This is a genomic window from Eubacterium sp. MSJ-13, assembly GCF_018918235.1.
Lineage (GTDB): Bacteria > Bacillota > Clostridia > Lachnospirales > Lachnospiraceae > Butyribacter.
This window is the reverse complement of record NZ_JAHLQE010000077.1, coordinates 1-3,629: the sequence shown is the minus strand read 5'-3', so window position 1 is coordinate 3,629 and position 3,629 is coordinate 1. Positions and strand designations below refer to the sequence as shown.

3 protein-coding genes are annotated in these 3,629 nt (G+C 37.2%); 1 reads left to right on the top strand and 2 read right to left on the bottom strand.

Translation table 11 applies throughout. The annotated features are described in order from the left end of the window. Positions 1-60: 60 nt before the first annotated feature. Together pdxT and pdxS are read right to left on the bottom strand one after the other, a co-directional pair. Positions 61-627 carry a pyridoxal 5'-phosphate synthase glutaminase subunit PdxT gene (pdxT, locus tag KQI69_RS04695; RefSeq protein ID WP_216564192.1) on the bottom strand — a complete coding sequence of 189 codons (567 nt, stop codon included), beginning with the start codon at positions 625-627 and terminating at the stop codon, positions 61-63. 121 nt (positions 628-748) lie between these two features. Further along, on the bottom strand, positions 749-1,621 hold the full coding sequence (gene pdxS / locus KQI69_RS04690) for a pyridoxal 5'-phosphate synthase lyase subunit PdxS (RefSeq protein WP_216564191.1): 873 nt from the start codon (positions 1,619-1,621) through the stop codon (positions 749-751). 190 nt (positions 1,622-1,811) lie between these two features. Between pdxS and KQI69_RS04685 the strand changes: the two genes are divergently transcribed. Beyond that, positions 1,812-3,458 carry a PLP-dependent aminotransferase family protein gene (locus KQI69_RS04685; RefSeq protein WP_216564193.1) on the top strand — a complete coding sequence of 549 codons (1,647 nt, stop codon included), beginning with the start codon at positions 1,812-1,814 and terminating at the stop codon, positions 3,456-3,458. Positions 3,459-3,629 lie beyond the last annotated feature (171 nt).

Below are 3,629 nucleotides of genomic sequence, written 5' to 3'. Positions count from 1 at the left end.
GCAGCTAATAGTGTTATGAGCAAGTAGCAAAGCGGATTGCGAATATCCGCTTGACTACTATTAATTTTCGCATATCCCCAAAAATCTTTCATGAATCTTCGTGCTTTCATCAAGTTCAGGATGGAACGATATCGCAATCTGATTTTTATATTCAACTCCTACGATATTATCATTGACAACAGCCGTTACATCGACTTCCGGCTGTGCTTCGGCAACATAAGGTGCTCTTATAAAAGTCATCGGGATTTCGCCAAGTCCCTCATAATCACTTTCCGTATAAAAACTTCCGAGCTGTCTGCCATAGGCATTTCTTTTAACCGTGATAGGAAGTGTTGCGAGGTGTTTAGTATCATCATCTTCAATATCTTTAGCAAGAAGAATCATACCGGCACAAGTGGCAAGGACAGGAAGACCGTCCTCAATCTGTTCTTTTATATTGTCAAACATATCAAGTTCTCTCAAAAGTTTTCCCTGAACCGTACTCTCGCCACCAGGAAGAATGATACCGTCAAGTTTGGTATCAAGGTCAGATTTCTGACGAAGCTCCGTATAATCAACACCAAGTTTATCAAGTACCTTTTCATGCTCGATAAAAGCACCCTGTAAAGCCAAGACTCCAATATTCATGGTAATATCCCTCTTTTCTGATTTTTTACTTGCATAATCGACACATCTTTCAATTTATGGCAAGTTTGTGCAAAGCACAAATCTTGTAGGAGAAAAAATTTGCGTATATGATTTTTTCTCCTTATTTACCTCTTTCAGCCATAAGAAGTGCAATCTCCTGTTCATTGATACCAACCATTGCTTCTCCTAAGTCCTCTGAAAGTTCTGCGATAAGTTTTGCATCTGTGTAGTTTGTTACTGCCTTTACGATGGCAGCAGCTCTTTTTGCAGGATTTCCTGATTTAAATATACCTGAACCTACGAATACACCCTCAGCACCGAGCTGCATCATAAGTGCTGCATCAGCAGGAGTGGCAATACCGCCGGCTGCGAAGTTTACAACAGGAAGTTTGCCGTTCTCGTGAACATACTCTACAAGTTCATAAGGTACCTGATACTGTTTTGCTGCTTCAAAAAGTTCATCTTCTCTAAGGCTTGTGATCTTTCTTATCGCACTGTTCATCATACGCATATGTCTTACTGCCTGAACGATATCACCTGTTCCCGGTTCACCTTTTGTTCTTATCATAGAAGCACCTTCATTGATTCTTCTGAGTGCTTCTCCGAGGTCTTTTGCACCACATACAAAAGGAACTTTGAAATCTCTTTTGTTGATATGGTAAACATCATCGGCTGGTGATAATACTTCGCTTTCATCTATGTAATCGATTTCAATGGCTTCAAGCACCTGTGCTTCTGCAAAGTGACCGATACGGCATTTTGCCATTACAGGGATTGAAACAGCTTCCTGAATACCTTTTATCATTTTAGGGTCGCTCATTCTCGAAACACCGCCGGCTGCTCTTATGTCAGCAGGGATTCTCTCAAGTGCCATAACAGCACAAGCTCCAGCTTCCTGTGCAATCTTTGCCTGTTCAGGAGTAGTTACATCCATGATAACTCCGCCCTTTAACATCTGTGCAAGTTCTTTATTAAGTTCGTATCTTTTATTCATTGTTTTTCCTCCAAGTTTCGCAAACGTTTATTGATTTGTGTGAGATTGCAATTCAAATATATAGTTTTGGATTACAACTAATTACACTTTCTTTACAATTAACATACACATGATTATAATGGTATCTGAACATAAAAAAATCATCAAAATAAATATATTCAAAAAGGTCAGTTTGAAAGGAAAAATTAACATGCTTACATATTCATTTGCAGATATAGGTTCAGATTCGCTTTATGAGCATTTATATAAATGTATCAAGAATGACATAAAGAAGGGAGTTTTGGAGAAAAATGAGAAACTTCCGTCAAAGAGAAGTCTTGCAAAAAATCTGGGTATAAGTGTCATTACTGTTGAGAATGCATATGCCCAGTTGATTGCTGAGGGATATGTATATTCTATTGCCAAAAAGGGTTATTATGTTTCTGATATTAGAAGTGGCTATATTTGGGAAAGTGGTGTCAGAGGAAATCAACGGGGAAAAAATATATCTGGCGTAGCGGATAGAACATCAGACATATGGGAAACGGAAAGCTTTAAGAATTTGTATGCTGAAAAATCTCATGAAAAAAATTCAGATGTCGTATATGCAGGTGTTATCGGAGAAGATAGTAAGAATGACAGCAGTAGTTTACTTAAAAATACTTCTATTAAAAATGGAGTTGAGCAGATAAATCTTGTAAAGGAAAGAATGTGTGACAGGATTGATGAGGAGTTTGCAGTTTCAGATGTTCAGACAGAGGGAAAATATATAGCTGATTTTACAAAAAACAGAATGATTTCTGATATGTTTCCTTTTACCATATGGACAAAACTGATAAGACAGGTTTTATCGGAACAGCAGAATGCACTTATGACAAATCCGCCAAGCGGTGGTGCTATGGAACTTAGAAGGGCAATCGCAAAGCATCTTAAGGAGTTTCGTGGTATGATAGTTGCTCCTGAGCAGATAATAGTCGGGGCGGGAACGGAGTATCTTTATGGACTTATCATACAGCTTCTTGGAATGGATAAAAAATATGGAGTTGAAGATCCCGGATATGATAAGATTTCAAAGATTTACAGATGCCATGGAGTAGAACAGGATTATATAGGAATGGATGAATACGGTGTCATTCCGTCGCAGATAAGTGAAAAAAACATAGATATACTTCATATCACACCTTCGCATCATTTTCCAACGGGGATAGTAATGCCGATAAGCAGGAGATATGAACTGCTTGGATGGGCAAATCAGGATGAGGAAAGATATATAATAGAAGATGACTATGACAGTGAGCTGCGACTGAACGGACAACCAATACCTGCATTGCAGAGCATAGATGTATCAGAAAAAGTAATATATATAAACACATTTACCAAAACACTCTCGTCAACAGTCAGGATAAGTTATATGGTACTGCCTGAAAAACTTTTGGAAAAATTTTATAAGACATTGTTTTTCTATTCATGTACGGTGTCAAACTTTGAGCAGTACACGCTTGCAAAATTTATAGACGAGGGATGTTTTGAGAAGCATATAAACAGAATGAGAAAATATTATTCGGACAAGCGTAAAAAGCTGTTTTCAGTGATAAAGAAAAGTAAATTAAACAAATATGTTACAGTTCATGAGGAGGATGCAGGGTTACAGTTTTTGATGGAGATAAAAACAAAATACAGTGATGAAGAATTGGTAAGAAAAGCCGCAAAAGAGGGAATAAAAATGTCTCCATTATCGGGATTTTATCATCTTAAAGAAAACAGACCGGAGCATATATTTGTAATGAATTATCTTGGGGTTGAAGAGAGCAATATAGAAAAAACAGTGGAGAAATTATGTAAGATAATTGCTGTATAGGAAAGAACATTCAAGGAATTAAAGAGAGATAATAATAATGGGAGAGCAGAGAGTTTACCATTGTTTAACACTACCAAAGAAGTGGCAGAGCGGATTGTGAATATCTGCTTGATTAAAAAATGAACTATCAAAAAGTGTACTTTTTGATAGTTCAAAACCGCTAATAATTCT

What these genes read in the sequence shown, in the direction of transcription:
- pdxS (WP_216564191.1), bottom strand. Translation starts at nt 1,621, where the DNA reads ATGAATAAAAGATACGAACTTAATAAAGAACTTGCACAGATGTTAAAG.
- pdxT (WP_216564192.1), bottom strand. Translation starts at nt 627, where the DNA reads ATGAATATTGGAGTCTTGGCTTTACAGGGTGCTTTTATCGAGCATGAA.
- KQI69_RS04685 (WP_216564193.1), top strand. Translation starts at nt 1,812, where the DNA reads ATGCTTACATATTCATTTGCAGATATAGGTTCAGATTCGCTTTATGAG.